12 protein-coding genes are annotated in these 14,252 nt (G+C 63.5%); 2 read left to right on the top strand and 10 right to left on the bottom strand.

Features of this window, described 5'->3' with window-relative positions:
- Positions 1 to 21: 21 nt before the first annotated feature.
- The gene (locus GAL01_RS05505; RefSeq protein ID WP_062027421.1) at positions 22 to 2,133 is read right to left on the bottom strand and encodes a S9 family peptidase; all 2,112 of its coding nucleotides are present in this window, start codon (positions 2,131 to 2,133) and stop codon (positions 22 to 24) included.
- Positions 2,134 to 2,330: 197 nt separating this feature from the next.
- Here GAL01_RS05505 and GAL01_RS05500 point away from each other — a divergent pair, with 197 nt between their 5' ends.
- A complete protein-coding gene (locus GAL01_RS05500) occupies positions 2,331 to 2,822 on the top strand; it encodes a hypothetical protein (protein ID WP_062027423.1) in 492 nt (163 codons plus the stop codon).
- Between the two features lie 84 nt (positions 2,823 to 2,906).
- Here GAL01_RS05500 and mdoH read toward each other — a convergent pair whose 3' ends face one another.
- The 7 genes from mdoH to GAL01_RS05465 form a co-directional block, all read right to left on the bottom strand.
- Positions 2,907 to 5,093, bottom strand: coding sequence for a glucans biosynthesis glucosyltransferase MdoH (mdoH, locus tag GAL01_RS05495; RefSeq protein ID WP_062027425.1), 2,187 nt, complete (start codon positions 5,091 to 5,093; stop codon positions 2,907 to 2,909).
- Positions 5,069 to 6,634: a glucan biosynthesis protein gene (locus GAL01_RS05490; RefSeq protein ID WP_062027427.1), complete on the bottom strand. Its 1,566-nt coding sequence runs from the start codon at positions 6,632 to 6,634 to the stop codon at positions 5,069 to 5,071. The genes mdoH and GAL01_RS05490 overlap by 25 nt, the downstream gene beginning before the upstream one ends.
- A gap of 162 nt (positions 6,635 to 6,796) precedes the next feature.
- Positions 6,797 to 7,462, bottom strand: a complete 666-nt coding sequence (gene bioD / locus GAL01_RS05485) for a dethiobiotin synthase (protein WP_062027429.1) — start codon at positions 7,460 to 7,462, stop codon at positions 6,797 to 6,799.
- Positions 7,459 to 8,259, bottom strand: a complete 801-nt coding sequence (locus GAL01_RS05480) for a methyltransferase domain-containing protein (RefSeq protein WP_062027432.1) — start codon at positions 8,257 to 8,259, stop codon at positions 7,459 to 7,461. Before GAL01_RS05480 ends, bioD begins: the two co-directional genes overlap by 4 nt.
- The gene (locus GAL01_RS05475) at positions 8,246 to 8,872 is read right to left on the bottom strand and encodes an alpha/beta hydrolase family protein (RefSeq protein WP_062027434.1); all 627 of its coding nucleotides are present in this window, start codon (positions 8,870 to 8,872) and stop codon (positions 8,246 to 8,248) included. Before GAL01_RS05475 ends, GAL01_RS05480 begins: the two co-directional genes overlap by 14 nt.
- Positions 8,869 to 10,047, bottom strand: a complete 1,179-nt coding sequence (locus tag GAL01_RS05470) for an aminotransferase class I/II-fold pyridoxal phosphate-dependent enzyme (RefSeq protein WP_099253130.1) — start codon at positions 10,045 to 10,047, stop codon at positions 8,869 to 8,871. Before GAL01_RS05470 ends, GAL01_RS05475 begins: the two co-directional genes overlap by 4 nt.
- Positions 10,044 to 11,321, bottom strand: coding sequence for an adenosylmethionine--8-amino-7-oxononanoate transaminase (locus GAL01_RS05465; protein WP_062027821.1), 1,278 nt, complete (start codon positions 11,319 to 11,321; stop codon positions 10,044 to 10,046). The genes GAL01_RS05470 and GAL01_RS05465 overlap by 4 nt, the downstream gene beginning before the upstream one ends.
- Before the next feature lie 250 nt (positions 11,322 to 11,571).
- Here GAL01_RS05465 and GAL01_RS05460 point away from each other — a divergent pair, with 250 nt between their 5' ends.
- Positions 11,572 to 11,778, top strand: coding sequence for a hypothetical protein (locus GAL01_RS05460; protein WP_062027824.1), 207 nt, complete (start codon positions 11,572 to 11,574; stop codon positions 11,776 to 11,778).
- 19 nt (positions 11,779 to 11,797) lie between these two features.
- Here the strand turns inward: GAL01_RS05460 and GAL01_RS05455 are convergent, their stop codons facing one another.
- Entirely contained in the window at positions 11,798 to 13,252 is a 1,455-nt protein-coding gene (locus GAL01_RS05455; protein ID WP_062027826.1) for a protein adenylyltransferase SelO, read from the bottom strand.
- A gap of 79 nt (positions 13,253 to 13,331) precedes the next feature.
- Positions 13,332 to 14,249: a LysR family transcriptional regulator gene (locus GAL01_RS05450; protein WP_062027827.1), complete on the bottom strand. Its 918-nt coding sequence runs from the start codon at positions 14,247 to 14,249 to the stop codon at positions 13,332 to 13,334.
- Positions 14,250 to 14,252 lie beyond the last annotated feature (3 nt).

The raw sequence follows: 14,252 nt of genomic DNA, 5'->3' as shown, positions 1-14,252 counted from the left end.
ACTTTTATTCGTCTGGTCTTTTCAGGGCCGGTCGATGGCCCAGATGGCGAAGGCCTGAACGAGGGCGACTTCTTCCAGACGTTTGAAACGGCCGGATGAGCCGCCGTGGCCGGCTTCCATGTTGATGCGGCACAGGAACGGGCCGCCGGACGTGACTTCGCGCAGTTTGGCGATCCATTTCGCGGGTTCCCAGTACGTCACGCGCGGATCGGACAGACCACCCATTGCCAGAACCGGCGGGTAGGTTTTGGCGGCGATGTTGTCATAGGGCGAATAGCTGGCGATCAGGTCATACGCGTCCGGGTCTTCCAGCGGGTTGCCCCATTCCGGCCATTCCGGCGGCGTGAGCGGCAGGGAGACGTCGGACATGGTGTTGAGCATGTCGACGAACGGCACCTGCGCGGCAATGCCTGCGAAAAGCTCGGGCGCCATGTTCGTGATCGCTCCCATCAGCAGACCACCGGCCGAGCCGCCCTGCGCGACGATGCGTCCGGCTGAGCCGTAGCCTTCCGAGACGAGATGTCGGGCGCAGGCAATGAAGTCGATGAAGGTGTTGGGCTTCTTCGTCCCGCGGCCATCCAGAAACCAGTTCCAGCCCTTTTCGGAGCCGCCGCGCACATGGGCGATGGCGTGAATCCAGCCCCTGTCCACCAGACTGAACACGGTTGTGGAAAAATCCGCGTCCATGGCAATGCCGTAGGAGCCGTATCCATACAGAAGCAGGGGTGCTGAGCCGTCCAGAACCTGACCTTTGCGCATCAGCACCGTGACGGGAACCTGCGCGCCGTCTGGCGATGTTGCGAACAGGCGGCGCGTTTCGTAGCGGCTTGCATCATGGCCGGACGGAACCTCGCGGATTTTGCGCAGAACGCGCTCGCCGCTTGCCATGTCGTAATCGTACCAGTGCGCCGGATTGGTGGGGGACTGGTAGATGTAGCGCAGGACCGGGGCGTCATATTCCAGCGTGCCCAGCATCGTCAGGTCATAAGCCGCTTCGTCCATCCCGATGGCTTTTGCCTGCGCCCGGACATCGCCCTGCATGCCTTCGGGTACGACGAGGATATGGATGTTGCCGTCCCGCCGTTCGGCCCAGGCGAGGTGCCCGCGCGAGGCACTGGCGCCCAGCAGGTAGTGGCCCTCACGGTAGGGGACGAAGGGCGTCCAGTTCTCGCGTCCCGTGGCCGTGTCGGGCGTCTGCATGAGCTGGAAGTCCACGGCGCCACCGGCATTGGTCAGGATAATGAAGCGGTCGTTCCAGTGCGTCAGGGAATAGCGCTCGCCCCGCACCAGCGGCGCTGCCACGACGGGCAGGGCCGTCGGGCTGGAGGCCGGGATGAGCAGCGTTTCGTTCGTATCGTGATCGCCGCGTTCGATGACGATCCATTTGCGGGAGGCGCTGACGCCGATGCTCAGGAAAAACCCCGGATCGGTTTCGTCGAACACCAGAACATCCTCGCCCCCCGTCAGCGGGCGGCGATAGATTTTTGAAGGGCGGCCATTATCGTCGCGGTAAATCCAGAACAGCCACTGGCTGTCTGGTGAAATGGCGAAGCTGCCCGTGGTGCTGGGGACGGGTTCGGCGCAGAGCGTGTCTGTTTCCAGATCTGCGACCTGAATGCGATAGACTTCGGAGCCCTGAACGTCTTCGGCATAAACGAAATAGCGGTGATCGGAGGAGTGGTCCGTCTGTGAGAGCGCGTAATAGTCATGCTGTTTGGCCAGCGCATCGGCATCGAGCAGAACCTGTTCCGCGCCGCCGCCGCGTGGGCAACGCACCCGCAGCGGATGCTGGGCGCCGTCTTCGAAACGGACCGAATATTCCCACGGCCCATCGGGAACCGGGACCGAGGATTCCGCAGGTGGAATACGGCCGATCATTTCCTGAAGCAGCGTCTCGCGCAGCGGCTCCATCCCGGCCAGAACGGCTTCCGCATAGGCGTTCTCCGCCTTCAGATGCGTGGCGATATCTTCGCGCAGAACGGACGGGTCCCGCAGGACCTGCTGCCAGTTCTCGTCCTTCATCCAGGCATAGGAATCCGTGCGCGTGCGGCCAAGCTGCGTGGTGCTCAGTGGCTCACGACGGGCGACGGGAGGAACGGGTGCGGCGGAAGGGGCATCGGGGCGCTGTGACATGACCAAACTGTGACGCAGAAACGCCCGGCATTCAATCGGCCTTTGACTGGAAAAGAAGCCCTCCCAAGAAACTGCGACTGGTCTCAAGTGTTATTCAAGGCAACGGAGCATTCTTCAGGACGCTCCAGACCGGATGAATTCTGTTTCTCCTTTTGGGGTGCAGACAGGACATCCTGTGATGTGGAAAGAAGAGTATCATGATTTCAAGCAAGTATTTTGCTGTTCTTGCTGCCGCTGGCCTGAGCATTTCCGGTGCAGCCGTCGCCCAGACAGTGCCACAGGTTCCGCAGAGCAGCCCTGCAATGACCATTCCCGCCGGAACGCAGGCCCGGCTGCCTGGCGCTCATGTTCAGGCCGTCGCGGGCGGCAAGAATGTCCTGAGCGCTGCGTCGCCGGGCGTTCTGGGTGCTGATGGCCTCCCCTCCATCGAGGGCGCACAGGCTGGCAATGTCGCCGGTCTGACCTACTACTGTACGCACCATAAGCTGGTGCTCGGAACGTCGCCGATCGTTGCGGCCCGCAACATCGCCAAGCGTCCGGATGTCCACAGTGACGAGTTCTACTCGCTGGGTGGCAAGGGCCTGCTTCAGATGACGGACGGCAACGTCTTTGACATCGGCACCCTCTCCAAGGACAAGCGCGTCACGACGTGCAATGACCTTGTCAAGAAGGCCCAGTCTTTCAAGTAATTGATCCGACCCACAGGTCTGCAATGAAAAACGCCCCGGCTGTGATGGCCGGGGCGTTTTTTGTGTTGTGACGTCCTGCAAGATTCAGGCCGCGAGCTTTTCCATGAGGGCCAGACCTTCGGCGCTTCCCAGAACTGCGGCCTTTTCCTGACGGGAGAGGCGCTCCAGGGCGATCTGGAGCGACGGAGCTTCCCGCAGCTTGAGCAGACCCACCAGCAGATGGGCGTCAATCGGACTGCCGGGGCTGCGGGGCGGGGGCAGGGCGCCTTCATGGGCGTTGAGAAGGGTCGCGTTCTGCCGGAGGGCGGCAAAGGCTTCTTCCGGCGGCGCATCGGGGGCGTGGGCTGCGCGTTCACGCGCGGCGTCGTTTGCGGCGGCGAGCTGAAGGATCGGCGGAGGGGCGGTTTCCTCCTCAATCAACAGAAGCCCGGCACGACGCAGGCCCAGCCCGACGTCCCGGCTCGCCGTCAGCGCGGCCAGCGGGATGGCGAGCACCAGTCCGAGCAGCACTGGCGTCATCCACAGGAACAACGCCTGCGAGACGGACCATGCCGCAACGGCCAGAAGCAGGCCGAACACGGTGTAGATCCAGTAGCCGTGCGCCACGTCCTTTAGCGAAACCCGGCCATCGTCGCGGTTCTGAGCATTCCATCCCGAGTCCCGGCCCAGCAGGATCGAAATGACGCCGGACGTCTGGATCAACATGGCAATCGGGGCGATCAGGCCACCGATCAGGGTTTCCAGCACGATGGAGACCGCGAGCCGGAAGACGCCGCCCGAACCTTTCAGGGCCGCGCGATCGAACATCATGGCAATGAACGCCAGAGCCTTCGGTGCCAGCAGGATGCCCATCGTCCCGATGAAAACGAGCTTGGCCTGCACGGGATCGACGCGCGGCCAGTGCGGATAGAGCGTTGGCTTCGAGCCGAAATATTCGGGGTGGTAGAAATGCGACTGGAGCGAAATCAGGATGCCGAACAGCAGGAACAGCAGCCAGAGCGGGGACATGATGTAGGAGCCGATCCCCGTCAGCATGTGAACGCGGCTGACCCAGTGCATGCCTTTCGTACCGAGGATCTTGCTGTGCTGCAGATTGCCCTGACACCAGCGGCGGTCGCGGATGGCGACGTCCGTGAGTGATGGCGGGCTTTCTTCATAGGAGCCGAACAGTCCCGGCACCATGTGAATGGCCCAGCCGCCACGGCGCATGAGCGCGGCTTCCACGAAGTCATGGCTCAGGATATGCCCCCCGAATGGCGGGCGGCCCTTCAGATGCGGCAGTCCGGCCTGTTCGGCGAAGGCCTGCGTGCGGATGACGGCGTTATGGCCCCAGTAATTGCCTTCCGAGCCATGCCACCAGGCAATGCCATGCGCGATCAGAGGCCCGTAGACGCGGCCAGCAAACTGCTGCATCCGGGCAAAAAGCGTGCGGCCACCGACGATGACGGGGAGCGTCTGGATCAGGCCCACGCCGTCATGCTGTTCCATGGCCGCGGTGATCCGGACGATCAGACTGCCATCCATCACGCTGTCTGCATCGAGCGTGAGCATCTGCTGGTAGGAAGCGCCAAACCGCGTCACCCAGTCGCCCAGATTGCCGGCCTTGCGGTCCGTATTCTTGTGACGCCGGCGATAGAAGACGCGCTTTTCGCCGTTCGTGGCTTTGCGGAATTCAAGGAAGGCGCGCTCTTCCTGCACCCAGACGTCCGGGTTGGTCGTATCGGACAGGATGAAGAAATCGAAAGCGTCGATCTGTCCCGTCGCCAGTATGCTGTCATGGATGGCGCGCAGACCCGCGAGAACGCGCGCCGGGTCCTCGTTGTAGGTCGGCATCAGGACGGCCGTGCGGTTTTTCAGTTCCGGCAGCGGCCCGGTCCGGTGGATGCCAAGCCCAAGACCGCCCCGCCGGATCAGCGAGACGAAGCCGCCGAGGCAGGACATGAAAGACAGGGCGATCCAGAAGGCGAGGATGGCGAACAGGATCAGGATAACGACACCGAGCGCCGAGACGCCCAGTGAGTTGAAAACCTGATTGATCCTGTAAATTCCATAGCCTGTCAGCAGCATTGCGCCACCAAAGACGAACAGACGGCGTGCCCATAGGAACGATGGCGTCGTCGGCAGCGGATCGAAGGAGCGGCCATGACGGTCCGGCTGCTGCTGAAGGTTCTGCGGCTTCATCGCCAGCGGCGCTTCAGGCGGCAGGAACGGAGCAGCTTCCGGGGCAGGGGCAGAAGACAATTCGGTCACGGCGTCCAACGATACATCCATTTTTCTGAAACCGGACCCTGATCATTGGCGAGCTGGGCCTGAAGTTCGCATGTCTTCGCATCACCCGGCACGAATTCGAAGGTCGCGCGCCAGCCCTGGATTTCCGGATTCGGTTCGACGACCACATTGCGGATCGTGCCGGGGGTGGCCTGCGAGATCAGATGGAAATTCGTGCCCTGCGGGACGTTCTGGAAGGGCGCGCCCGTAAAGTCGATCGCGAAGAAGCGGGCGTCCGGATGGTCGGTTACGCTCCCGATCCGCGTTGCTGCCACGCGCGCCATCTGTGTTGGCCAGGGCGCGTCCCAGCCCCAGTACATCCGGTAGATGTAGCTGTATTCCTGACCGCCCTTCATGGGCTGTTTGGGGCGCCAGAACGAGACGATGTTGTCGTTGACCTCGTTGGGGGTGGGGATCTCCACCAGATCGACGGCACCGTCGCCCCAGTTGCCGATCGGTTCGATCCAGAGCGAAGGGCGTTTCTGGTAGTTGAGCGCCAGATCCTCGTAGTCGTGGAACGAGCGCTTGCGCTGCATCAGGCCGAAACCGTGCGGGCTGCTGTCCGCGAAGGCCGAGAACTGGAGGTCGGTCGGGTTGATGAGGGGGCGATAGAGCTGCTGTCCGGCGCCCGTCCAGATCTGGAGGGCTTCACTGTCATGCGCGGCCGGGCGCCAGTCATCGACGTGATTGCGTTCGTTCGCGTCGAAATAGAACATGCCGGTCAGCGGTGCGATGCCGGATTCCGCAATGTCCTGCCGTGGGAACAGCGAGGACTGGACGTCGAAGACGGTCGTATCGCCGGGGCGGATGGTGAAGCGGAACGCGCCTGCCAGAGAGGGGCTGTCGAGCAGCGCATGAATGACGACGGACTCCACGCCCGGTTCCGGTTTCTCGATCCAGAATTCCCGGAACAGGGCGAATTCCTCGCCTTTGGGATTGCCGGTGCCGTTCGCAAAAGCGCGCGCCGACAGACCGTAATTCTGGCCCTTGGCCACCGCCCGGAAATACGATGCGCCGAGGAAAACCGCGCATTCTTCCATCATGCCCGCCGTGTTAATGGCGTAGCGCAGACGCAGGCCGGAGAAGCCGAGATCGTCCGTAACGCGCAGAACGGGGTTCCCATAGGTGAAGAGGTCGGGATCGTAGGGAATAGGCGTGGACTGCCCGCCGGTGACCTCGTTCATGCCGATCCGCGGCTTGTAGAGGAAGCCGCGCGGGAAGAATTCCACGTCGAACGCCAGATTCTGGCCGTGCCACAGAGCCTTGTCAGGATTGAAGGCAATGCTGCGGAACTGGTCGAAATCCATGTTCGCAATGGCACTGGGGAGGGTCTGCGACGGCGGGGAATAAGGCTTTTTCGACAGGCGCTGCGCCAGAAGCCGAACCGTTCCGTCGTCAAACGGCGTCGCCTGCGGGGCAGGGGTGCCAGCGGGTTTGGTGCCGGCCTGAGGAGCAGTGGACTGGGCATGGGCCATACGGGAGGCTGTTCCCAGAAGGGTCAGTCCGGTCCCAAGCTTGACCAGATCACGGCGCAGGATACTCATACTTTTCCCAATATCCCAGTTTCTGTCGGCATCTCCGAAACGAAGCCCGATGTTCCAGCGATACGCCGGAAGCCTTGCGTTGCGAAGAGTCCTTCTATGACGAAGATGCTATTTCACAAGGGCTGACGCGGCCTTTTTATGGCATGCGTCCGAGATGACACATTATTGTGAAATCTGTTGCTGCAAGACATCAAGTAACGGAACGTGACCGGATAATCCGGATATGACTGTTTCCGTTATCGCGTCAAGCTGCGGAACCCGGAACAGGATATGCGTTTTGCCAAAGCGTGCGATATCGCGTTCATTGCCCGGATTGGACGGCCCAACCGGAACCACCCCCAGAACCGGAAGACCGCGCCGGCGCAGGGCTTCAAGGCTCAGAAGGGTATGGTTGATCGTCCCCAGCCCGCTGCGCGTGACCAGAACGACCGGCAGATCCAGACGCCCGATCAGGTCTACGATCATCATGTCTTCACGCACCGGCACCATCAGCCCGCCCGCGCCTTCCACGACAAGCGGTCCCGATACTTGAGGCAGGACGAGCCGTCCCGGATTGACCGTCATGTTTTCCAGATCGCCTGCCGCCAGCGGAGCGAGCGGGGCCTGAAACGCGTAGGCGGGCGGGATGATGCGGGACGGGGCCAGACCGGCCAGATCCCGCACGGTCGGCGTATCGCCGTCCTCGTCCGCAAGTCCGGTCTGGAGCGGTTTCCAGTAAGTGGCGTTCCAGGCGCGGCACAGAATGGCGCTGACGAGAGTCTTGCCGATGCCGGTATCCGTTCCCGTGACGAAGACGCCACGCTGCCAGTTCGTCGAGATGTCCCTCATGGCTCTGTCCTTTCCGTCTTTACAAACGTCCCGATGCCGATCCGGTAGGTCACGTCGGAACTCGTGCGATCAAAATGATGCATGGCCCTGCGCAGGGCTGCGATGCTGGCCGGCGTGCTGTCCTGGCGGGGCAGGGACGCCCCGATCTGCCGCAGACCCCGCAGGAACGCCCGCGCGCTGCCGACAGGATCGTGCAGGGTCAGCACCTCCCATGTCCCCACACCGCTGCCGGGCCATTCCGCTTCCACGGTCGGGACGGACGGATAGTCCGGCACGCCGCAGGGCGCGCCTTCCGCCAGACAGGCCTGTTTCCATTCGTCCAGACTGCCCTGCAGGAGGGTCGCGACCATCAGCCGCCCTTGTGGCGCGAGCAGGTCGCAGAGCCGGCGTAACCCCTCGCCCCTGTTGGAAAACCATTGCAGACACAGGCTGGAGGCGATCAGGTCGAACGATCCGGAAACGTCTGGATGTTCGGCGTCCATGACGTGAAAGCGGATGGGTTTTTCGGCAAGGTGCTGCCTGGCCCGAGCGATCATGCCGGGGGCCAGATCGCTCGCCAGCACGGAGGCCTGCGGGAAATGGTCGGCAAGCCGGGCTGTCAGGAAGCCCGTTCCGCAGCCGAATTCCAGAATGGAGGCGGGTGTCTGCTCCGCCGTTGCCGTCTGGATGCGCTCCATCAGAGCGGTGACGCAGCGGCGCTGGATATGCGCGGCGGCGTCATAGCCCTCGGCTGCGTCGAAGCGCGCGGCGATGCTGTTGCGGCGCAGGGTGGCGTCGGGAACGTCAGGGCGCGTCATCGAGCCTCCGTCGCACGAAGTCCGCGCAGAGTCCGGGATGGGTGAGGGGCAGGAGATGCCCGCCTGCGACCCGTTCTCCCGGTGAGGTAAACCCGGCCTGCGCGGCTCCGAATGGATCGTCCGTGCCCGTCATCCAGTGCAGCCTGTTTCCCCAGTCCGCTGCCCGCGTTTGACGGTTCTGATGCTGAAGCGCCTCCAACCCCCGGTCCAGCGCGTCCACATCCGGCGCACCGGGGAGGGGCGCCTCTGTTCCGCAAAGGGCCCGAAAATCGTGCAATACGGCGACCGGATCGCGTTTCAGGCGTGCGCGCATCCGCGTCAGAACCCGTTCGGGGGTGCCGTCGGGGAAATCGGCGGCGGCGGTGAAACGCGGAAAACCGTTGAAAAACACCAGCCCCTCACATCCCGGCAGATCCTGCCCCAGCAGCGCCAGCGATCCGGCGGAATGACCGATCGCCAGATACGGCATGTCGGGCAGGGCAGGGCGATCTTCAGAGCCGAAATACCCACAATCCACGACCTGCGCGTTCACATCCGGCAGATGCGCCAGCAGTGGTGCCCAGAAGGACGTATCGAAGCCCCAGCCGTGAACGAGATAGAGCGCGCGTGTCATGCAACGTCTCTTGTCAGAGCGATGACGGCCTGTCCGAGGCGTTCGATTGCGGCATCCTCCAGCCCGGCGTGGAGTGCCAGCCGCAGCCTTGCGGTTCCTGCGGGGACCGTCGGCGGGCGGATGGCCACGGTCAGGAACCCGGCGTCCTCAAGCCGGGCGGCGACCGTCATGGCGCGTTCGGACACCCCGATCAGCACGGGCACGATCTGGGTCGTGGAGTCCGCCGTGGACAGCCCGGCGCCGTGCAGCATGGTCCGAAGCCGCTCTGCCTGTCCGAGCAGCCGGGCGCGTTCTGCGTCCAGACCGGGTATGACATCCAGTGCCGCATCAATTGCGCCCAGAACCGCAGGGGGTAGGGCCGTGCTGTAGATGAAGCCCGAGGCATGGTTCGCCAGATAGTCGCAGAGCGGTTTCGAGCCCGCGATATAGGCGCCCATCCCGCCCAGCGCCTTGCTGCATGTGCCCATCGTCAGATCGGCCATCCCGCAGGACAGTCCCCGACCTTTCGGGCCCAGAACGCCGGTCGCATGGGCCTCGTCAATATAAAGAAACGCGCCCGCCTGGTCCGCCAGCGCCCGCAGCGCCGGAACGTCTGCCCGGTCTCCGTCCATGGAGAACACGCTCTCCGTCACGATCATCCGCAGGCCGGGTTTTTCGGCCTCGCGGGCCAGCAGTGTTTCCAGATGGGACAGGTCGTTATGCCGGAAGCGGATCTGCCGCACGCCTGCCGCCGCGCAGCCATGATGCAGGCTGGCATGGTTCAGGCGGTCCGAAAACACCAGCATCGACGCGCCTGTTCGGGCGACGGAGAGTGCACATAGAGCGGGCATGATGGACGCATTGGCCTGCCAGCCTGACGCAAACAGGATCGCGTCCTCACAGCCCTTGAAGGCTGCCATTTTCGTCTCGACCTGCCGGTGCAGGTCCAGCGTTCCGCTGACCAGCCGGGAGGCGCGCGCGCCTGTCCCGAAGCGCAGCGCCCAGTCCGCTGCCCGTTCACGCAGCAGGGGGTGATCCGCCAGCCCGAGATAGTCGTTGGACGACACATCCAGCATCCGTCGCCCGTCCCGGACGATCATGCCGTCCTGCCGGACCACCGGGCGCAGGGTGCGGCGTGTTCCGGCGGTGTCGCGTTCGGCCAGTGCGGCTGTGAAATGGCTATCGAACAGACTCATGTGCCCTCTCGTAACACGTCCGCGATGGCCGTCGTCAGGCGTGTGAGCTCTTCAGGTGTGATCGTGAAAGCGGGCGTCAGATAGACGATGTTGCGGAAGGGCCGGATCCAGACGCCACGCTCTACAAAGGCGCGACGCAGGGCGTCGGGATCGTCCAGCGTTTCAAGCTCCACCACGCCGATGGCGCCGAGGACGCGCACGTCCTTCACGCCGGGCAGCGCGCGGCAGGGCTCCAGTTCCCGCGCAAGCTGGGCAGAGATCGCCGCCACCTGCTCCAGCCTGGGCTCGGTTTCGAACAGGTCCAGCGAGGCGTTGGCGACCGCGCAGCCCAGCGGATTGGCCATGAAGGTCGGCCCGTGCATCAGGGCGTGCCCGGCGCTGTCGGACAGGAACGCCTCGAAGACATGCCGCCGGGCTACGGTCGCGGCCAGCGCCATGGTGCCGCCCGTCAGAGCCTTCGAAAGGGCTACGATATCCGGCACGATCCCGGCCTGTTCGCAGGCGAACATTGTTCCTGTGCGACCGAAGCCGGTGAAGATTTCGTCGAGGATCAGCAGGATGCCATGCCGGTCGCACAGTTCGCGCAGACGTTGCAGAACTTTCGGGTCATGGAACAGCATCCCGCCTGCGCCCTGAACCAGCGGCTCCGTGACCATCGCTGCGATGCTGTCGCCGCGTTCCGCCAGCAGGGCTTCAAGCCGCGCCAGACTGTCCGCATCCACGGGCAGATCGGCCAGAACCTGTTCAGGCAGCACGCCGGCGAACAGGCTGTGCATGCCTTCTTCGGGGTCGCAGATGGACATCATGCCCAGCGTGTCCCCGTGATAGCCGCCGCGGAAAGACAGGATCTTTGTCCGGCCCGTGGTTCCGCGGTTGATGTGGTACTGCACCGCCATCTTGATCGCGACTTCCATCGCGACCGATCCGGAATCGGTAAAGAACACGCGCTCCAGATCCCCCGGCAGCATCGCTGCCAGCCGCGCGGCCAGACGGATCGCAGGTTCATGGACCATCCCGCCGAACATCACATGCGGCATCTGCTCCGCCTGACGGACCAGTGCTTCATGGATGTGCGGGTGGCTGTAGCCGTGACACGCCGTCCACCAGGCGGCCACGCCGTCCACAAGTTCGCGACCGTCCGCGAGGGTGATCCGGCTGCCAGAGGTGCGTACGGCTTTCACAGGGAAAGGGGCTGTCTGCATCTGGGTGTAGGGCAGCCACAGATGGGGCAGGTCAGCGGCAGTGTGGGAAGCGGAAGGAGCGTTGCGAGACATGATTTGCGTTTTCCCGCATGGCCGGGGGTGAGTCCATCCCCCGCCTTCTGTGAGGCTCCGGGAAAGGGGCAGGATCGTTCCGCAGACGGCACGCCGTATCATAAAAAGGTCACGTTCCATTAAGCAACGATGTGGCATGAGCCCCGTTAGTGACGCGTTCCGGATCGGTGGAGCCCAGAAGCCGGGCCCGTGTGGAACGTGGAAACATTCTGTGCTCCCGACGCGGGAGCCATGACGAGGTTGAAGACCAATGCTGAGTTCCAAGGTCATTCATGTTGATGGCGTCTTTCTGGGAACGGCCATCATGTGTGGAAGCCTGAACACCCTGCGGTTCTATGCGACGCATGAAAGCGTGCGCGCGCTGCACAATGCCTGCATGCCGGATTTTGGCGCGCTTTATGCCCAGGTCAAAAGCCTGTTCAACCGCAGTCGACTGCTGACGCCCCAGCCCGCCTGATCTGTCGTTCTGTGGCGCATCAGGTGCCGCAGAAGGTGTTTTTTACCTGCTCATGAGCCGCCGGTGGCGTCTCAAACCCGTCCGTCCCGTCTTTGAAGGGATGTGACAGCGCTTCGGTCAGACGACGGAACGGCGCAAAATCGCCCGTCACGGCTGAGCGGATCATCTCCTCGATCCGGTGATTGCGCGGAATGATGCGCGGATTCGTGGCCTGCATGTCGGCATGGCAGGCCTCTGCGGAGCGCTCTTCCCGATCCAGCCGCGCCTGCCAGTCCCTGATCCACTCTTTAATCTTCGAGCCCGGCCCGAACAGCGACACGATGTCCTCAGTCTGTCCGCTTCGTACGGCGTCCCCAAGTCTGCGGAATGTGAGCGTGAAATCCGCCTCTCCGCGATGCATGGCCGTCAACAGTCGCCCCGCCAGCCGGGCATCCCCGTCTTCTTCAAGGGCCAGCCCCAGCTTTTTGCGCCAGCCGTTGAGATAGGTTTCGTTGAAGACGCCATCAAAGCGCATCAGTGCGCTTTTGGCCTGTTCAACTGCCCTTTCATGGTTGGAGTCCAATAGCGGCAACAGTGTCTCCGCCAGCCGTCCGAGGTTCCACAGGGCCATGTCGGGCTGGTTTCCGTAGGCATAACGACCGTTCTGGTCGATGAAGCTGAAAACCTTTGCTGGATCATAGGCATCGAGGAAGGCGCAGGGGCCGAAATCAATGGTTTCGCCCGCGATGGACATGTTGTCCGTGTTCATGACGCCATGAATGAACCCGACCAGCATCCACCGCGCCACCAGGTCCGCCTGACGTGCCGTGACGGCGTCCAGCAGCGCCAGATAGGGATTTTCGGCCTCCGTCAGCTCCGGATACAGGCGCCCGATGACGTGATCCGCGAGGATGCGAACGCTCCGTGTGTCTCCCTGTGCCGCAAAATACTGGAACGTTCCGACCCGCACATGGCTGGACGCGATCCGCACGATGACGCCGCCGGGCTGCATCGTCTCGCGCATCACGCTTTCGCCCGTTGTCAGGGCGGCCAGCGCGCGCGTGGTCGGAATGCCGAGCGCGTGCATGGCCTCGCTCACCACATATTCCCGCAGGACCGGCCCCAGAGCCGCCCGTCCGTCCCCGCGTCGTGAAAACGGCGTCGGCCCGGAGCCTTTGAGATGGATGTCCCGAAGTTGCCGGGCGCGATCCGTGACTTCCCCGACCAGCATCGCCCGTCCGTCCCCGAGGCTTGGGACGAAATGCCCGAACTGATGCCCCGCATAGGCCATTGCGACCGGAGGCGCGCCATCGGGGCGGCTTCCCTGACCCAGAAACGCCAGTCCCGCCGGGCTGCGGAGCCAGTCCGGGTCCAGCCCCAGTTCCCGCGCCAGAGGCTCGTTCAGGGCCACGATCTGCGGATTGCGGAGCGGCGCCGGGGTGAGGGGGGCGGAAAACTGTTCGGGCAGGGACGCATAGATGCGGGAGAGCTGCATCGGAGATCCAATCAGGACTGGAAAAGTCTGTCTTTAGATGGCCCACGCAGGATCAAAAGGAAAGACCCGTCCTCCGGGTTCAGCCACGGAAGTCATCCGGAAAGCAGTGCTGCTCCAGAAGCCCTGTCAGCCAGTCCGTAAAGACCTCGAGCCTGTGGGAAAGATGTTTCCTGTGAGGGAAAAGCAGCGTCATCGGCAGCGGCGCGGCCCGCCATTGCGGCAGGACGTCCACGAGTTCTCCACGGCGGAGATGGGGGAGGACGTCATAGGCCGGAAGCTGTGCGAGGCCGAGCCCGGCCAGACAGCAGGCAACCGCCCCTTCCGCGCTGTTCACCGTCACGCGCCCCTGAACCGCGCGGCTTTCTTCCCGCCCGTCCTGCTCCCATTCCCAAGCCTCGATCCGCCCGGTGGAAGGGGAGGCATAGAGAACGGCCTGATGGGCCGACAGGTCATACGGCGTCCGGGGAATGCCGAAGCGCTCCAGATAGGACGGGCTTGCGACGTTGAAAACCGGCAGAAGGCCGAGCCTGCGTCCGATCAGACTCGAATCCTGCAAGGGGCCGACCCGGAGCACGCAATCCGTTCCGTCTTCGGCCAGATTGATGCTGCGATCCGTCATTCCGAGCTCAATATCCAGCCCAGGATACTGCTCCAGAAACGCGGGCAGGGCGGAGGCGACCACCAGCCGCCCGATCCGGCTGGGCAGGTTGACCCGCACATGGCCGCGGGTCTGCGAGCTGTGGAGGCGGAACTGGTTTTCGGCCTCTTCGAAATCGCCCAGAAGCCGCAGCGCCGTCTGCTGAAACATCTGCCCGTCATCGGTGAGGCGGACCGAGCGTGTCGTGCGGGCCAGCAATTGCGTGCCGAGCCGGTTTTCCAGCTCCTGAATGGCTGTCGAGACTGTGGAGCGGGGCATCTGGAGCGTATCGGACGCATGCGTGAAGCTGCCGCTTTCCGCAACCCGGATGAAAATGCGGAGCAGGTCGATCCGGTCCATGAT

It is taken from the genome of Gluconobacter albidus, assembly GCF_002723915.1.
Classification (GTDB): domain Bacteria; phylum Pseudomonadota; class Alphaproteobacteria; order Acetobacterales; family Acetobacteraceae; genus Gluconobacter; species Gluconobacter albidus.
The sequence above is the reverse complement of the archived record's forward strand: the minus strand, read 5'-3'. Positions and strand labels throughout refer to the sequence as shown.